This is a genomic window from Ureibacillus sp. MALMAid1270, assembly GCF_049202975.1.
GTDB lineage: Bacteria > Bacillota > Bacilli > Bacillales_A > Planococcaceae > Ureibacillus.
In genome coordinates this window covers 76,212-93,043 of the sequence record NZ_JBMIRP010000097.1, presented here as the reverse complement: position 1 = coordinate 93,043, position 16,832 = coordinate 76,212, and the positions used below count along the sequence as shown (strand labels likewise).

Genomic DNA, 16,832 nt, shown 5'->3' with positions numbered 1-16,832 from the left:
CTACTTATATTAGTAGGATCACCAGGTATGCGTTGCCCCTGACTAAAGCGTTACCTCTAGCCTTCGGTTCGGATTAGCAATCTCAGCCTTCCCGCTTTATCCCGCAATTTTTAACGTGAGGCGAAGTCCACCACACGGGTTTGTCGCTACAACACTTTGACCATACGCTTTTGCGTTTGTCATGTCGTTTGCGTTGTCGATGAAGAAAATACCAGGTTCTGCAGCATAAGTTGCACATACGTTGATTAAATTCCATAGTTCACGTGCACGAATCTTACGATAAGTGCGAACACGGTAACCTAGTTTTTCCCACTCTCTTACATCCCCTACTTTATGCCATTTCTCATTATAAACAGCCATCTCTTCAGGAGTGTAGTTTGCTACATCTGGGAAACGAAGTTCATACTCTTCATCGTTTTCAATAGCAGCCATAAATTCTTTTGTTAATGTAACTGAAATGTTCGCACCAGTTAAGAATTCAGGATTATGAACGCTATATGTTCCACCGTCACGAAGTTTTTGTTCCGCTTCTTTAATGATTGCTTCATTGAAACCACCCAGACCAGGGAAGTTTTTATAATTTACAATACCTTGGTACATTGCCTCTTCTTGTGCTGTAAAAGGTTTGAATTTTAATTTTTCTTGTGCTAGACGAGAAATTAACTCATCATTCGTATTTTCTATTAGGAAACGTAAAATACGTGGATTCTGCATTTTGGAAATAATAAATTCCACAATATCCGGGTGCCAATCTGCTAGCATGATCATTTGGGCGCCACGTCGTGACCCACCTTGCTCAACAAGATGTGTCAATTTTGCAATATCATCAAGCCATGAGACAGATCCACTAGATTTACCATTCACACCGCGCGCTAACGTATTACGAGGTCGTAATGTTGAACCGTTTGTACCAACACCACCACCGCGGCTCATAATCTCCATTACTTGCTTACGGTGATCACTAATCCCTTCACGGCTGTCAGGTACAAATGGCATTACGTAACAGTTAAAGAATGTTACATCTGTTTGAGAGCCCGCACCATATAAGACACGTCCTGCAGGAACAAACTTAAGTGATACAAGTTGTTCATAAAACTTGTTAAACCACTTCTCGCGGTCCTCCTCGTTTTTTTCAACTGCTGCTAAACCAGTTGCATTACGTTTTGCAATTTGTTCATAATACACTTCTAGCGGTTTTTCAATCACGTCTAAAGCGCGTGTAATGATGCCTGTTTCTTGTTCTTTTGGGTTATCTAGAACATGGCGATATTCTTCTTCGATTAAAATTTCAGCTTTTTTATTGATAAAGTCAATGGAACGAATAAATCCTAATCCTCGAGCTGGAAACTTTGGATCTTCTTTTATTGTTAAAACAACAAAATCACCAATTTTCAGTGTTTTCTTTTCCGTATCCTTAAATGAATAACGGTCAATCATTACCAGTCTCGATACACCTTTATGTGTAATATGCATATCAGGTGTAATAGGATGAACTTGAGGAAATTTCTCGATGTCTTTGTTCAATTGTTCTACGAGGATGGTTGCGTCCTTTGCATCTACCATTACCATCTGGCAGCCTCCCTTTTCTAAAATCTACATCTAGTATACTATCAACAAACTTATCAACACAATATATTGTGTTATTAACACAAAATTCAATACTAGATGTAGACTATTTTTTATCTTAGAAAAGATTACCGTATAAAATTTTTCGATGCAAGGGCTTGATTTTTTAAAAATTTATAGAAACCAATAAAACACAAGGATTGGAACAAATAAAAAATTTTTGTAACCAAAAAGTATTATAGATTTTTTCTATTTATTTTCTAAAATTCCACTCATCAGTTTTATATTTATTTTCTTCTAAGTGTTTTACATAGTTCTTTTGTTCTTCTGTTAGTTCATAAGGGACTAGTTCGATCTCTAAAGAGTCTTCAAATCCCTTTTTAAAGGCTTCTATACATTGAGGAATAGTAATTCGTCGATCCGTTAAACGATTAATAGCTACAGCCTTTTCAGGTAGCGTTAATCGCATTTTTTCTTTCGCTTCAGAAGACTGAAATTTAAATACTGAAAGTAACTTTTCTTCGTCTAAGTCGAGTAGTATCGCACCATGCTGTAAAATGACACCTTTTTGACGAGTTTGGGCACTTCCCGCTACTTTTTTACCTTCAACAACTAATTCATACCAACTTGGTGCATCAAAACAAACAGCACTTTTTGGTTTTTTTAGATCTGATAGTTTTTCCTCAGAATCCGGTATACTAAAATAGGCGTTTAAACCTAAATTTTGAAACCCTAATAATAATCCTTCGCTTAGAACTCGATATGCTTCTGTGACAGTTACAGGTATATTAGGATACTCTTCGGATACAATAATACTGTAAGTAAGCTCACTATCATGTAAAACAGCTCGTCCTCCAGTAGGACGTCGAACAAACCCTAGACCTTGTTCTTTTACCGCATTTAGGTCTATATCTCTTTCAGCACGTTGAAAATAGCCAATTGATAATGTTGCTGGATTCCACTCATAGAATCGAATAACAGGTGGAATTTTCCCCTCACTATGGAAGTCTAATAGCGCTTCATCTAACGCCATATTATAAGATGGACTACAAGGACCAGAATTTATAAAATACCAAGTTGCTTTCATGTTTTCATCTCCTCACAATGTAATCTATTTTATCAAACGTATTGGACTATAGCTACTTTCTCTTTTATAATGGAATATGTAGATAGAAAGGAGAAATATTTAGTGCCAGTACTTTATACCATTGCGATTATACTAGCTATCATCATTGTGTATGTAGTAGTAAATTCATTACGCTTAAAAAAAGCCGTAACAAACTTAACGCAAGAACAATTTATCCAAGGGTATCGAAAAGCCCAACTAATTGACGTTCGTGAAGCAAAGGAATTTGATTCTGGTCACATTCTAGGTGCTAGAAACATTCCTTCTACACAACTACGTCAACGCTACAAAGAGATTCGTCCTGATTTACCAGTTTATTTATACTGTCAAAATACTGGACGAAGCGCACGTGCTGCACTTTTCCTTAAGAAAAAAGGATACAAGCAAATTTACCAATTACAAGGTGGATTTAAAACTTGGACTGGTAAAGTTAAAACTAAAGCTTAATAGTGCAACCACTAAATGACTTGTGTTAATAATTTGATTAATACAAGTCTTTTTATTGCGAATTTAATAATATAAATTCACCTACATCCATTTCCTCTAAGATATAGATCAAAATATCAGAAAACTCTCAATCCAACTAATTATCCTTGAAAAATTTTTAACACTTCTGATAATAAACACTTCTTACTATATAATAGTAGAAACTCAATATTTTTTTATATTTCAAAACCAAAAGTTTCTTTTTTTTAGTCCTACATTCTCATTTTTGGCAACACGAGATAATAATATTCTGATAAAAAATAATGGGGTGGATATTGAAAGGAAAACCTTTCAATACCACCCCCGCATTAAAACTTACGACAGAATATGTGAATTCTACGCTTTTTGGTAACGTAATACCGGTGTTCTTGCAGCACGAGTTTCATCAAGACGACTAATAACAGTTGTATGAGGTGCTTCTTGAACGATTGAAGGATTTTCTTCAGTCTCTTTAGCAATTTGAATCATTGCGTCACAGAATGCATCTAACGTTTCTTTTGATTCTGTTTCTGTTGGTTCAATCATCATACCTTCCTCAACATTTAATGGGAAGTAGATTGTTGGTGGATGATATCCAAAGTCTAATAAACGTTTAGCAATATCTAATGTACGTACACCAAGTTTCTTTTGACGACGACCTGATAATACAAATTCATGTTTACAATGACGGTTGTATGGAAGATCGAAATAAGGTTCTAAGCGACGCATCATGTAGTTTGCATTTAATACTGCATATTCAGTTACATCTTTTAACCCTTCTGGTCCCATAGTACGAATGTAAGTGTATGCACGAACATTAATACCAAAGTTACCGTAATACGGTTTTACGCGACCAATAGATTGTGGACGATTGTAATCGAAGTGGAATGTTCCATCTTCTTTTTTCACTAGTACTGGTTTTGGTAAGAATGGGATTAAATCCGCTTTTACCCCAACAGGACCTGAACCAGGACCACCACCACCGTGAGGGCCAGTAAATGTTTTGTGTAAGTTTAAATGAACGCAGTCAAATCCCATATCTCCAGGACGAGCTTTTGACATAACGGCATTTAAGTTAGCACCATCATAGTAAACTTTACCACCAACACTATGAATAATGTCTGCCATCTCAAGAATATTTTCTTCAAATAATCCTAATGTATTAGGGTTTGTAAGCATTAGGGCTGCTGTATCTTCCCCGACAACACGTCGTAAATCTTCTAGATCTACTAATCCATCTTCATTTGATTTTACTGTAATTGTTTCAAAACCAGCTACAGCAGCAGAAGCAGGATTTGTTCCGTGCGCAGAGTCAGGTACGATTACTTTATTACGATGACTTTCTCCATTTGCTTCATGGTATGCACGAATCATCATAAGTGCAGTCCATTCACCATGAGCACCAGCAGCTGGTTGTAAAGTCACTTCGTCCATACCTGTAATTTCAACAAGTGATGTTTGTAAATTATAAAGTAATTCCATAGCACCTTGAACTGTTGACTCATCTTGTAATGGATGAATATTAGCAAAGCCTGAAATACGAGCAACATTTTCGTTAATTTTCGGATTATATTTCATCGTACAAGAACCAAGTGGATAGAATCCTGAGTCTACACCATGGTTACGACGAGATAGCGCTGTATAATGACGCATAATATCAAGTTCAGCAACCTCTGGTAGTTCTGCCTCTTCTGTACGGATATTTCCTTCAGGTAAAAGGTCTGACAGATCAATATCTTCTACGTCTAATTCAGGTAAACTGTAGCCTACTCGACCTTCTTTTGTTAATTCAAAAATAAGAGATTGATTGTCGTTATGCATTGTAAGCCCCCATTTCTGCAACTAAGCTTTCAATTTCTTCTCTAGTACGTAATTCAGTAACTGCGATTAATACATGGTTTTCTAGTTCAGGGTAAACTCTTCCTAAGTCGAATCCACCAATAATTCCTTTTGTCAATAATGCTTTATTGATTTCACTTACAGGTTTGTTTGTTTTCACAACGATTTCGTTGAAATGTGCACCTTGGAATGGAACCTCGAAACCAGCAGCTTCAAAAGCATTTTTCGCAAAACGAGTTTTCACGATATTTTGCTTAGCCATTTCTTGAACACCTTTTTTACCTAGTGCTGTCATAGCAACTGAAGCAGCAAGTGCAAGTAATGCTTGGTTTGAACAAATATTAGAAGTCGCTTTTTCACGACGAATATGTTGCTCACGAGCTTGTAATGTTAAAACGAAACCACGGCGACCGTCATGGTCAACTGTTTCACCAACTAAACGACCAGGTACTTTACGCATTAATTGTTTTGTTGTAGCAAAATAACCACAATATGGTCCACCAAAACTTTCAGGGATACCAAATGGTTGTGCATCTCCTACAGTAATATCTGCGCCTAGTTTTCCTGGAGGTGTTAAAATCCCTAAAGCTAGTGGATTTGAAGATACAACAAATAAGCCTTTTGCGTCATGAGCAAGTTCGCCAATTGTTTTAATATCTTCAACTTGACCAAAGAAGTTTGGATATTGAACCATTACTGCAGCAGTATCGCTATCTAGCAATTCTTTTAATGCTTCTACATCAGTAACCCCATCTTTTGTTGGAATTATGACGATTTCAATTGATTGTCCTTTTGCATAAGTAGCAACTACATCACGGTATTCAGGGTGAACAGCTTCAGAGACTAAAAGCTTTTTACGTTTAGTATGAGCAGCAGCTAACATACCGGCTTCAGCTAATGAAGTTCCCCCATCATACATTGAAGAGTTCGCTAAATCCATACCAGTTAATTCAGCAATCATAGTTTGGAATTCAAAAATAGCTTGTAACTCACCTTGTGAAATCTCAGGTTGATATGGTGTATAAGCAGTATAAAATTCAGATCTTGAAATAACATGATCAACGATAACAGGTTTATAGTGATTGTATACACCAGCTCCTAAGAATGATACATTCGTTTCTGTATCACTATTTTTTGAAGCAAGTTGTTTCAATTCTTTTAGTAATGCTGACTCTGATTTCGCCTCAGGAATGTTTAGTAATCCTTTAAAGCGAACTTTTTCAGGGATATCTGCAAATAACTCATCGATGCTTTGAATTCCTATAGTTTCAAGCATTTCTTTTTTATCATTTTCCGTCATCGGAAGATAGCGATGTACCATGTATTAATACCCTCTTTCCTTTTATTTAGCGCGTTTATAAAAAGGTGTTGCTACCGTTTTTGCTAATACTCGTTTATTTCGAATTTCAATTTCTACTTCAAGCCCTAGCTCAGTAAATTTTGAATCGATTAATGCTAAACCGACATTTCGTTTTGTAGATGGTAATTGAGTACCAGTTGTAATCTCACCGATTTCAACTCCATCTTTGAAAACCTTATATCCGTGGCGAGGAATACCTTTATCGATCATCTCAACACCAACAAGTTTCCGTGGTAATCCAGCTTCTTTTTGTGCTATTAAAGCTTTTTTACCAATAAAGTCACTTTCTTTTTGTAACTTTACAGCAAATCCGATACCAGCTTCTAATGGTGAAATATCTTTCGATAATTCTTGACCGTAAAGTGGTAAACCAGCTTCAAAGCGTAATGTATCACGAGCACCTAGACCAGCAGGAATTACTCCTTTGTCTTTACCAGCTTCTAAAATTTTTGACCATAAATCTACAATCGCTTCAGGTATACCATATAATTCAAAACCATCTTCCCCTGTGTAACCACTGCGAGAAACTAGTACATTGTTACCTGCAACATCAACATTATCTTTAAATTTGAAAGATTTAATCTCAGAAAGATCAGTTTCTGTTAAAGTTTGAAGTACTTCTTCAGATAATGGTCCTTGAAGTGCAATTTGAGCATACTCAGATGACTTATTTGTAATTGTTACGTCACCTTCTGCGTTACTAATCATCCAGTCGTAATCTTTTTCAATATTAGCTGCATTAACACATAGTAGATAGCGATTTTCTTCAAGGAAATAAACGATTAAATCGTCCACTACTCCGCCGTTCTCATAGCACATAGCATTATATTGTGCACCGCCGATTTGAATTTTAGAAATATCATTCGACAATAATTTTTGTAAGTAATTAAGGGCATCATTGCCTTCGACAAAAATCTCTCCCATATGTGAAACATCAAACAAACCTGCACGATTACGAACAGCATCATGTTCTTCTTTAATAGAAGAAAACTGAACTGGTAATTCCCAACCGCCAAAATCAATTGTTTTTCCACCAGATTTTGCATACTCTTCGAATAATGGTGTTCGTTTTAAATTGGTTTCCACAGTAAATCCCCCTTTAGATAATCATTACATTGAATGTTTAGTAGACAACTTTGAGAGATTCATAAAAAAAGGACAGACGAATCCCTCAAAAATCGAGGAATCCTCTGTCCTTGCACCTGAAAGTTACACCTAGTTAGACTTTTTGTGAAACTAAGCTTTCCTCTTTGGTGGCTGTATTTACATTACAATGTATTTAAGTTATCCATTATAGAAGAAATAACAGCACTCTCCAGAGACGCGTCCTGTACGAGTCTTTTTGCCTGAGAGATTCATAGATCACTACTTGCTCCTTCGGCGACGCTAATCTCATGATTCCTTGGTTAGAATGTCAGATGATTGAAAAAATTCTAATCAGCGTTACCACATTCAAAGGAATAACATTATGTTCACGTTCTCTCCACGTACATTCATCCGCACACTATTCAAAATTCAATGTACAAAACATTATTTACAGTCTATATCCTAACATTCAACCGGAGAAAAAGCCAATCTTTTTTTAAAATTAGACAAAAAGCGAACAATATAATTCTTAAGTACGACATTATTCGCCTTTTAACCGATTAACTTGGAAGGCAATATACTCAACGATTTGACGAATACTTCTATTCTCTGTTAACACTCTTATATGCCCTGCTAGGTGATAATATTTTTTTCTACTAAAATACAATTGCTCTAATTCATTTTTAGTCGATTTTTGTACGATTGGTCGATTTTTATCGTTTTTTACTCTCTTATAAATATCTTCAAAATTCGCATCTAGAAAGAATACTAAACCAGTTCTTCGCATTATTTTACGATTTTCTTCATTAACGGCAACGCCTCCACCTGTTGAAATAATACAGGCTTCATCTCGAAAATTAAGCAAAAAATCAGTTTCTAATTTTCTAAAATATTCTTCTCCATACTTCTCAAATATTTCGGGTATGGACATTCCTTGTTGTCTTACAATTTCACGATCCATATCGTAATACGGGAGTCTTAGGAAATAGCTCAATCTTCGTCCTATTACTGATTTCCCTGATCCCATAAAACCAACTAAATATATTTTCCGCATGTTCCACCTACTTTACTGCATGAGACTTATTTGCTATTTATTTCTGCTAGTAAGTTTATCGTAGCACGAACATTGACGAATTCCAATGAATTATAAATATTTATTTGCGATTGAAATGATTGTACATAGTATGCGATAAACGTAAGGCAAACGAACAATAAAAAAATTGCAATTAGAAATCCACTACCATTCTCATTCTTCATGTATTTGAACAAAGAATGATCTCTCCTTTACGATTCCGTTTGGGTATTTAACCATTACCTTTAGCTCAGGTTCTTGAAATTCAAATTTCAATCTTTGAATACCTATTAACAAAGGAACGTTTCCAACATTTCGAACTTGTTTTCTAATAACATCACTTAATTGACTAATTTGTATACTATCTCTGTCGCCTAGATAGGTAATTTCAATTTTATCTTCATTTCCTGTTACTTTTATTTCTTCAATTTGCTCTAAATACTGTTGAAAATCAGTAACAAAAAGTTCCCAAGTTGTATGTATATCTGTTAAATAGGTATTGTTTTGTTTTTGAATCCAAACCAAAATAAGGACAATTAATTGTGAAAATAAAATAAATACTACCAGATGATAGAGTGCTTCTAGCAATGTATATCCGTTTTTTATAGGACGCCTTCTTGACTGAAACATTTCATTTCTTCCTCATCTGTTAAGACATAATTTACACAAAGTTTTTGTCCATCATATATCCATTGGTAATGAATAAGGTCAATAATTTCTGAACCTGAAGAATTTCCTAAATGTGCTATCTGTTTAGCTGCATTATAGGCAACTTGAGATACATGTAAATCCAATTTCCTAACAAATAAAGATTCATTTAATTTTGCCATAAGGGGGATTAACGAACCGGTCAAAGTGAAGATAATCCCAACTATAAGTAAAGTTTCAACAAAGGAAACACCTCTATTGTTCAACAAATCTTAACCTCCCCTTTTCTATATTGACTATCACTTCGCGCTTACCAAAAGGTGTTTTAAATATCACCTTTCCAAAATCGGAAATTTCACCGTTATTATAGAATTTAATTTTTTTCAAATTACTTCCACTTTCAAGTGTTATTCCACTGGGGTATTCTTTTTCAAATACATAATTCGTTAAGTCATTGTGAATATGGCCTTTGTACCATTTATCTAAAAAAGTAATCGTTGTATGAGTTCCTTCCCTCATAGAAAGTGTTTGCATTCTTTGAATATCCAGTGAGACTTGTACCAAAAATTGATCAATCGCCTGTCTTTCAAAGGTTTTGATTGTCAATTGGCTAACTATCGTGGAGATTAACGTAAAAATCGTTAATACAAGTAACATTTCTATAAAGGTAAATCCTTTTTGATTTTTCAAGTATTTAGACTTACTCATTATGGATTACTACCGTCACCACTCGTTCCTTCCTCTTCACTCACTAATTCTACCTTATCATTATTAATTACAATCTTTTCTCCAAAAGAGCATTTAGTACCATTTTCTTTAAGATAACCGGCTGTTTCTAGCTCAGTAACAGTAGTAGGATATTTGTTAAATTCTAATTTGTAGGCTTCAACCTGAGCTTTTACTAACGTCTCATAAGCTTCGCACCCTTTATCATCTACCGTTGCAAAGTGCTTCCCTATATTAGGAATTGCGAGTACGATTAATACTGAAATTACTAGTAAAACAATTAACATTTCAACTAAAGTAAAACCTTTTTGATTTTTCAACATTATAATATCTCTCCTTTTTATATAATTTCGATAATGTTATACATTGGCATTAAAATACTTAAATACGCTGCAATAATAGATAGCGCGATGATGATAAAAAATAATGGTTGAACGAACGAAATACCAGTTTTTATATGAGTTTGTAGTTTTTCATCTAACAAATCGCTATAGATCATCATTTCCCTACCTAAATAGCCACTTTTTTCACCATGTTTTATGAATTCGTTGAACTTGGGGAAAAAGTATCCTGAAAGAAGCACTGAATTTGATAAGGAATCCCCATAAATAACCTTTAATTCAATTTCGGAAGCTAAAAATTTAATATAATGATTTAACTTTTGACCTTTTAATATTTCAAAGGTTTGCTGTAAAGAAAAACCCCCAATTAACAAACTTCCAATTAATCTTGAAAACTGTTTCGTAATATGCAATTTAAAAAAGTAATTTATGATAGGAATCGTCGTGAATAATTTCATTTGTTGTTGAATGGGTTGTTTTCTAATTAAAGTTAAAAAGAGGAATATTAGTATCGTGATGAAAATGACAGTGATGCTCATTATTTCGGGGAAATATAAAATGATATTCGAAACACCTATTGTCGAACCCTTGTCATTTCTCGAATTTAAGATTTGTTCAATATTCGGCAAGAAATACGTTCGAAATCCTACAAATATAAAAACTAGAAATACTAATAAAAAAAGTGGATAAATAAGTAATTTCGTTAACTTCTTTCTCAATTTTTCTTGAAAATCAATTTGTTGAGCAATCATTTTTAATGTTTTAGCCAAATCACCATTTACTTCAGCAATTTCGATTGAAATTAAATAATGATCTGGAATTGAAAAATTTTTAAAAATTTCAATTACACTTTCTCCATTGCGTAATTTATCTTGTATTAAACTATACCAATAATCATAATCCTCCACATGATAAGGGAGTAGCATAAGAATCGAATCAGGAAGTGTATATCCCTCATCTAATAAAGTACTCATTCTATTTAGAAATGAAGGCACTTGTTTTATTTTGTCTTTCTTACGTAATAATTGTTGTCTATAATCCAATACTCTTTGGAGCAATTTGTTTTTTCACCTCAATAGCTTGCATTTGATATAAAAGGGTCTCCGATTTTGGTAGATGATATTGTTCTCCGCGCATTGTTGCTAATATTGCTTCATAGAGAAAACTATCACTTAATATTTCATACAACGCTTTTCGATTATCCATTTTTTCATCTTGAACTAAACATTGCGCTACAACCCCTACTAAAGATTGTCGAATCTCCTCTAATGTTATTCCTAAATCCATTAAACGATATATGCAATTAACAGAATCCTTTGCATGGATTGTGGATAACACTAAGTGCCCTGTAAGTGCTGCCTCAATTGCTATTTTTGCAGTTTCATGATCTCGAATTTCACCAATCATTATTACATCAGGACTATGTCTCAAAATTGCCTTTAAACCTGCTGCGTATGTTACTCCAGCTCGTTCATTTACTTGAATTTGAAGTAAGTTTTCATGACTTCTTTCTACTGGATCCTCTAGGGAAATGACGTGTCGAGATAATGTATCACTACTGTAATTGATTAGTGAATACATTGAGGTAGTTTTTCCCGATCCCGTAGCCCCGCAAAATAATAATAGTCCTTGTCTATTTGAAATAAGATTGATCAATTTATCGGCAGATTTTTGATAATAGCAAAGTGAAGAGATTGAATGAGTAGCATTTTGTATCATTAGTCTAATAACAACACTTTCTTTCTGGAAAACAGAAGGCAGTGTTGATACACGAAAAGAAAATAACTTATCCTGGAGATTTTTTTGAAATGAACCACTTTGAGGTTTTCTCTTTTCACTAATGTCTAAGGAAGATAAAAACTTAAAATACGAAATCATTCGACTTCCTAAATCTTCCGATAGATCACCAGCATTAAATAACTTTCCATACTTCCGAAAATGGATTGAATAGTTGCTACTTGTCGGTACAATGTGAATATCGGAGGCACCGAACATCAAAGCTTTCAATAAAAGTTGTTCACTCCTATTTTCTACGACTAATTCGACATTCAATTAACACACCTCTTCTATATTTAATTTTTGACCGCAAATATTTAGCCATATTATAAAATGATTTTTCAATAAGGAAAATAGTTTTTTCCAACATATTTTTTTGGGTAGCAAAATACATATCAAATTACAATTTTGGACTAAAAAGTAATGAAAATCGCTATTTATGATATCAAATTCTAAATTTCAATATTTTTCTAGTATTGAATTTTATTATATAAAACCCTACCAATTAACAATTGGAAAAGATAAAATAAATGTGGAAGTGTAGTATACGAAATGGAGTGATCCTATGCAAAATTTAAAAGTAATGAGTACTTTAGCGGATGAAACACGCTATCAAATTTACCAATATGTTTTACAACACAAACAATCGTATACAGTTCAAGAAATTGCGGAACAATTTAATATACACCCAAATGTTGCTCGTCTCCATTTAACTAAATTGTCAGAGATAGGAATTGTGCAAGCGGAATATATAAAATCAGGAAAAGGTGGACGCCCTGGTAGAATATACAGAGCTTCTGAACGTGGATTAATCATTAGTTTTCCAAAGAGAGATTATGAAAGATTATTAAATTGGGCTTTGCAATATATTTCAATTGCCGGAAACTCTGCAATAGAAAGTTTAAAATCCATTAGTTATGATGATGGATATAATGAGATGAGTTCATTAATAGATAAAAAACATAATATGACCTACGAAGAAAAAATAGAGCTTTTAACAATCATCTCTTCTCAAATTGGGTATGTTCCATCTATAATAGAAAAAGATGGTCAAAAACAAATAACTTTCACCATTTATAATTGCCCATTTAAAGAACAATTACCGGAAAACGCTCAAATTATTTGTGCTTGTCATGAATCATATTTACAAGGACAAATAGATGTACTCTTTCATAAAAATGAAATGATTCAAATTAGTAGCATGATCCATAGTTGTGACGAGTGTAAATATAAAATAAATATGAAAGTTTCGGATAAATATTAATAAATTCCACTTGATTGTCACAAACTATCTAAAGTATGAGTTTACATTATTGTTCTAAATCATTTATAATAAAACGTGAGATATTTGTGTCGCATGGCAAAAGGAGGGGATTCTTCATGGCTAACATGTATAAAGTTATGGCTTGGTTTACAGGTATATTTGCCGTTTTCTTCTATCTCGGAGGTATGAACGAGGTTTCGCTATTATTCATTGGTAATACAGGATTATTCTTATTATTAGGCTTCTTAAACCTTTCTGAAAGAATGTACATGTATATTTTTGGCGCTTACTTAACAGTCTTCTGGGCTGGATTTACGTACTATACAACATTTATCCATATGCCTGGTGGAGGCCACTAATCTCAAACCATAAGGGGCAGTCTTGAAAAGTAGATTTTCAAGACTGCCCCTTTTCTCTATTTTATCCATTTACAACTTCGTTGAAAAAGTTATTAGAATCCATTTAAAAAAGGATTCCACTCCATTTCAGCTTCTGGTGTAGTATAAGTACCATGTCCCGGGTAAATAATCGTATCTTCTGGTAGTGTTAATAGTTTTTCGTGAATGGATTTTAATAACACTTCATGTGATCCACCAATTAAATCCGTTCTTCCAATACTACGTTCAAATAATGTATCGCCTACAATCGCAAATCCATCATTTTCAAAAATGAATGAAATACTTCCTGGTGAGTGTCCAGGAGTAAAAACTGCCTTAAATGTAAATCCACCAATTGTGATTTCTTGCTCTTTACGAATAATATGCGCTTCTTCGGGTAATTTAACAATATAGTTTGGGAGTTCAGCGTATTTACCAGAGCCGTTTTTCATTGGATCTGATAACCAACTGACCTCTTTCTCATGAACATATAATGGTAAATTATATTCCTCTCTAATCGAATCAACTGCACCTATATGATCAAAATGTGTATGGGTTAAAAAGATTCCTAAAGGTTTATACTGATAGCGACGTATTTCCTTTAATATTTTCCCTGCTTCTTCTCCAGGGTCAAATATGATACATTCTTTTTCTTTATTACTTACGATGTAACAATTCGTTTGTACAGGTCCTAATGAGTATATTTTTACATTTAACAACTATATCACCTCTACATTAGTATACTGTTCTATAAAGAAAATAACAGCAACTGTTCAAACAAACGTCACTATTTGTTCTCGACAAAACTATACAGTTGCTTTACAATAGAGAAGGAATATTGTTTACCGACATTCATTTTCTGATGTCGAAAGGAGTGTCTAGTTTAATGAACTTATTAATGGTTATTTTCGCTTTAATCGCAATCTTTTCTCTAGTGAGCGCATTCAAATCAATTCGAAACAAGAATATTCTTGCATTATTATTCGGTGTCGCTTCGTTTGCGATTTTTGGGTGGTTTACAGTAATGACTGTATTAAATCAAGGTTACCCACCTGCATTACATTAATATGTAATCGTTCTAAAAGAACGGCTCAAGTTTTTGAGTCGTTCTTTTTTCTATCCAAATTTTTATAATTCTAAAGCAAAAAGGGATTTACTTAAAAGTTTAACTTCCAAGTAAATCCCTTTTTCAATCCTTAGTGCACAGCATTCTTTATTAAATTACCTGTTTTTTCATCATAGAAACGTAGTAAGTCACCATTAATAATTTTATCTGAATAATCTAACTCTACTTGTGCACGATCTATATAAGGTTGACAAGCTGCCATATCTGTTTCTTCACCTGTTGTACGTTCATAACATGTTTCCCCTGCATAAACAAGCTCATCCGTCACAAATCGACCATCACGGAAGATAACAAACTCTTCATGCTCATCAGAGAATAAATCTGCCCCTAATTGCATGTCGTTTGTAGTATCAATACCAAGTAAATGAAGTATTGTTGGTCTTAAATCAATTTGACCAGCTGTTTCTGTTACTTCTTTTCCATCCCCTGAACCAGGAATATGGATAAATAATGGAACTGATTGTAATAAAGCACTATCATATGCTGTAATTTCATCTTTTTCTAAATACATCGACATCGCTTTGTTATGGTTTTCAGAAATACCATAATGGTCACCATACATAACGATAATAGAGTTTTCATATAACCCTTTTTCTTTTAATTCTTCGAATAATACTTTAATTGATTCATCTAAGTAACGAACTGTTTGGAAATAACGATTTAATGTACCTGAATTTGATGTATATTCAGGAATCATTTGATCTTCTTCTTCCAAATTGAACGGATAGTGATTTGTTAAAGTAATCAACCGTGAATAAAACGGTTGTGGCATCTCAGTCATTAATTCAACTGATTGCTCAAAGAATGGAATATCTTTTAAACCCCAGTTTACTGAATTTTCATCATTTACTGTATAAGAGTTAATATCATAAAACTTATCGATATTCAGTGAATCATACATCATATCACGATTCCAGAATGAGTCATTGTTTGAGTGCATGACATTTGTAAAATATCCATTGTTTCCAAGACTTTCAGCCATTGAATTATAAGTATTACCACCGTGAGTGAAGAATACTGCTCCTCGACCTAAACCAAATAATGAGTTTTCAACTACAAACTCAGCATCACTCGTTTTACCTAAACCTGTTTGATGATAAAAATCACTAAAGTAATAAGTGTCTTTATCCTTTGTTAAAGAATTTAAGAAAGGCGTTACAACTTCACCATTCATATCATTATTAATAACAAAATTTTGTAATGACTCAAGTTGAACTACAATAACATTACGACCAGCATATTTACCAAACATTTCTTCATTAACAGTAGCTTGGTTTGCTTGGACATAGTTATCAATTTCAACTAGCTCACTTCCGTCTGCAAGTGCACGTTGAGCTGAAGATTTCGACTGAATATAAAAGTCATATAAGTGATAACTATATGTCCCAATATTTTTAACAAGTATTTCACGGTCAAAACTTCGAGTTAATAGCTGCGGTCTTTCAGTTTCAGCTAAACCTAAGTTTAAGAAAGTAATTGCTAAAGCAACAACAAAATAAGCACGACGAACATTTTTACGTATTGCAACTTTAACTTCCATTTTAGGAATAAAGATCATTGCAATGATTAATATTACTACATCAATAAAGAATAAGAAGTCATACCAATTGACGATTTCTGAAATCGATGACCCTAGTTGACCAACATTATCGGTTTGGAATAACACTGGTAGAGTAATAAAATCATTATAGAAGCGATAAAACGCTACGTTTGCATATAATACGATTGATAATAACAAACTAACAAACACTAAATAACTATTTCTAATTTTTGGTGAGTTAAAGAACAATGAAATCCCATATGCAAAAAGTAAGAAGCTTAATGGGTTTAATATTAATATAAATTCCTGCATTCCATTTTCAATATCGATTTCAAAGCTTGTATGATAAGTGATTGCCGTTTTAATCCAAGTAGCAATAATTGCTATTAGTAAAATGGAATGTTTTGGCCATTTAATGGACTTCATTCCTAATCACCCTTTCTAATTTATTCAGATATATTTTAAAATCCCAAATAACATTTACAATAAATTTACAAATAATATCGAAAGACAAAGTCTA

The 16,832-nt window shown here is 33.6% G+C and carries 17 protein-coding genes, 1 pseudogene and 1 riboswitch; of the genes and pseudogenes, 4 read left to right on the top strand and 14 right to left on the bottom strand.

Annotation, left to right across the window (positions count from 1 at the left end):
* Nucleotides 1-129 precede the first annotated feature (129 nt).
* Together ACOQFO_RS15830 and ACOQFO_RS15825 are read right to left on the bottom strand one after the other, a co-directional pair.
* Nucleotides 130-1,569: pseudogene (locus ACOQFO_RS15830) on the bottom strand (vitamin B12-dependent ribonucleotide reductase); the annotation flags it as partial.
* Nucleotides 1,570-1,819: 250 nt separating this feature from the next.
* Nucleotides 1,820-2,653 carry a lipoate--protein ligase family protein gene (locus ACOQFO_RS15825; protein WP_421690645.1) on the bottom strand — a complete coding sequence of 278 codons (834 nt, stop codon included), beginning with the start codon at nt 2,651-2,653 and terminating at the stop codon, nt 1,820-1,822.
* Between the two features lie 102 nt (nt 2,654-2,755).
* Here ACOQFO_RS15825 and ACOQFO_RS15820 point away from each other — a divergent pair, with 102 nt between their 5' ends.
* Complete coding sequence (locus tag ACOQFO_RS15820; RefSeq protein ID WP_421690644.1) at nt 2,756-3,139, top strand: rhodanese-like domain-containing protein; 384 nt, start codon at nt 2,756-2,758, stop codon at nt 3,137-3,139.
* Between the two features lie 375 nt (nt 3,140-3,514).
* Here ACOQFO_RS15820 and gcvPB read toward each other — a convergent pair whose 3' ends face one another.
* The 10 genes from gcvPB to comGA all read right to left on the bottom strand — a co-directional run bounded on the left by gcvPB (nt 3,515) and on the right by comGA (nt 12,281).
* The gene (gene gcvPB, locus ACOQFO_RS15815) at nt 3,515-4,978 is read right to left on the bottom strand and encodes an aminomethyl-transferring glycine dehydrogenase subunit GcvPB (RefSeq protein ID WP_421690643.1); all 1,464 of its coding nucleotides are present in this window, start codon (nt 4,976-4,978) and stop codon (nt 3,515-3,517) included.
* Nucleotides 4,971-6,317 (bottom strand): aminomethyl-transferring glycine dehydrogenase subunit GcvPA, encoded by a 1,347-nt coding sequence (gene gcvPA / locus ACOQFO_RS15810; RefSeq protein WP_421690642.1) that lies wholly within the window; start codon nt 6,315-6,317, stop codon nt 4,971-4,973. Before gcvPA ends, gcvPB begins: the two co-directional genes overlap by 8 nt.
* A gap of 21 nt (nt 6,318-6,338) precedes the next feature.
* Nucleotides 6,339-7,442, bottom strand: coding sequence for a glycine cleavage system aminomethyltransferase GcvT (gcvT, locus tag ACOQFO_RS15805; RefSeq protein ID WP_421690641.1), 1,104 nt, complete (start codon nt 7,440-7,442; stop codon nt 6,339-6,341).
* A gap of 238 nt (nt 7,443-7,680) precedes the next feature.
* Nucleotides 7,681-7,853, bottom strand: a riboswitch (glycine riboswitch).
* Between the two features lie 130 nt (nt 7,854-7,983).
* Nucleotides 7,984-8,496, bottom strand: a complete 513-nt coding sequence (locus ACOQFO_RS15800; RefSeq protein WP_421690640.1) for a shikimate kinase — start codon at nt 8,494-8,496, stop codon at nt 7,984-7,986.
* 192 nt (nt 8,497-8,688) lie between these two features.
* The gene (gene comGF, locus ACOQFO_RS15795) at nt 8,689-9,144 is read right to left on the bottom strand and encodes a competence type IV pilus minor pilin ComGF (RefSeq protein WP_421690639.1); all 456 of its coding nucleotides are present in this window, start codon (nt 9,142-9,144) and stop codon (nt 8,689-8,691) included.
* Nucleotides 9,117-9,431, bottom strand: a complete 315-nt coding sequence (locus ACOQFO_RS15790; RefSeq protein WP_421690638.1) for a hypothetical protein — start codon at nt 9,429-9,431, stop codon at nt 9,117-9,119. Before ACOQFO_RS15790 ends, comGF begins: the two co-directional genes overlap by 28 nt.
* On the bottom strand, nt 9,418-9,870 hold the full coding sequence (gene comGD, locus ACOQFO_RS15785) for a competence type IV pilus minor pilin ComGD (protein WP_421690637.1): 453 nt from the start codon (nt 9,868-9,870) through the stop codon (nt 9,418-9,420). Before comGD ends, ACOQFO_RS15790 begins: the two co-directional genes overlap by 14 nt.
* The gene (gene comGC / locus ACOQFO_RS15780) at nt 9,870-10,211 is read right to left on the bottom strand and encodes a competence type IV pilus major pilin ComGC (protein WP_421690636.1); all 342 of its coding nucleotides are present in this window, start codon (nt 10,209-10,211) and stop codon (nt 9,870-9,872) included. The genes comGD and comGC overlap by 1 nt, the downstream gene beginning before the upstream one ends.
* A 17-nt stretch (nt 10,212-10,228) precedes the next feature.
* Nucleotides 10,229-11,287, bottom strand: coding sequence for a competence type IV pilus assembly protein ComGB (comGB, locus tag ACOQFO_RS15775; RefSeq protein ID WP_421690635.1), 1,059 nt, complete (start codon nt 11,285-11,287; stop codon nt 10,229-10,231).
* Nucleotides 11,262-12,281, bottom strand: a complete 1,020-nt coding sequence (comGA, locus tag ACOQFO_RS15770) for a competence type IV pilus ATPase ComGA (RefSeq protein ID WP_421690634.1) — start codon at nt 12,279-12,281, stop codon at nt 11,262-11,264. Before comGA ends, comGB begins: the two co-directional genes overlap by 26 nt.
* 289 nt (nt 12,282-12,570) lie before the next feature.
* Between comGA and ACOQFO_RS15765 the strand changes: the two genes are divergently transcribed.
* Nucleotides 12,571-13,269: a helix-turn-helix transcriptional regulator gene (locus ACOQFO_RS15765; RefSeq protein ID WP_421690633.1), complete on the top strand. Its 699-nt coding sequence runs from the start codon at nt 12,571-12,573 to the stop codon at nt 13,267-13,269.
* Nucleotides 13,270-13,385: 116 nt separating this feature from the next.
* Nucleotides 13,386-13,628 (top strand): DUF2626 family protein, encoded by a 243-nt coding sequence (locus tag ACOQFO_RS15760; RefSeq protein WP_421690632.1) that lies wholly within the window; start codon nt 13,386-13,388, stop codon nt 13,626-13,628.
* A gap of 92 nt (nt 13,629-13,720) precedes the next feature.
* Here ACOQFO_RS15760 and ACOQFO_RS15755 read toward each other — a convergent pair whose 3' ends face one another.
* Entirely contained in the window at nt 13,721-14,365 is a 645-nt protein-coding gene (locus tag ACOQFO_RS15755) for an MBL fold metallo-hydrolase (protein ID WP_421690631.1), read from the bottom strand.
* Nucleotides 14,366-14,532: 167 nt separating this feature from the next.
* Between ACOQFO_RS15755 and ACOQFO_RS15750 the strand changes: the two genes are divergently transcribed.
* Nucleotides 14,533-14,712 carry a DUF2759 domain-containing protein gene (locus ACOQFO_RS15750; RefSeq protein WP_421690630.1) on the top strand — a complete coding sequence of 60 codons (180 nt, stop codon included), beginning with the start codon at nt 14,533-14,535 and terminating at the stop codon, nt 14,710-14,712.
* A 130-nt stretch (nt 14,713-14,842) separates the two neighbouring features.
* Here ACOQFO_RS15750 and ACOQFO_RS15745 read toward each other — a convergent pair whose 3' ends face one another.
* Entirely contained in the window at nt 14,843-16,738 is a 1,896-nt protein-coding gene (locus ACOQFO_RS15745; RefSeq protein ID WP_421690629.1) for an LTA synthase family protein, read from the bottom strand.
* Nucleotides 16,739-16,832 lie beyond the last annotated feature (94 nt).